1 pseudogene is annotated in these 447 nt (G+C 51.7%); it reads right to left on the bottom strand.

What is annotated here, in order from left to right:
• Window positions 1-447, bottom strand: a pseudogene (locus H6A20_RS13165) (hypothetical protein); the annotation flags it as partial.

Here is a 447-nt window from a genome sequence, read left to right as displayed (position 1 = left end):
CCACTTCAGTTTTCTCGCCGCAGCGGCATTCCTTCCAGTGCTGGGTGTCATTACTCTGCCAGTCGCCGTAGATGTGCTCATGTTCAAGCATCGGAATGGTTTCGGTCTGCACATGGTCGCAGACCGTGCAGTCACGTTCTCTGGAACCCGCTTCGGTTTCAGTGGCCTCTTTGGTTACTTTCCAATCGCCGTAGGTATGGTTTGCCACATTCAGCCTTTCCCCACAGGAACACTCCTGCCAGTGCTCGGTATCGTTATATTTCCATGTTTCGTCATGGATGCTGTGTTCATGAACCGGAATCGTCTCTTTCTGCGTATATTTGCAGATGGAGCAGGTACGTTCTCTGGAACCTGTTTCGGTTGTGGTAGGCTCCTTTGTTATTTTCCATTCGCCGTAGGTATGGTCGCCCACTTCAGTTTTCTCGCCGCAGCGGCATTCCTTCCAGT

Origin of the sequence: Mordavella massiliensis (assembly GCF_016901695.1) — a bacterium.
Lineage (GTDB): Bacteria > Bacillota > Clostridia > Lachnospirales > Lachnospiraceae > Claveliimonas > Claveliimonas massiliensis_A.
The sequence above is the reverse complement of the archived record's forward strand: the minus strand, read 5'-3'. Positions and strand labels throughout refer to the sequence as shown.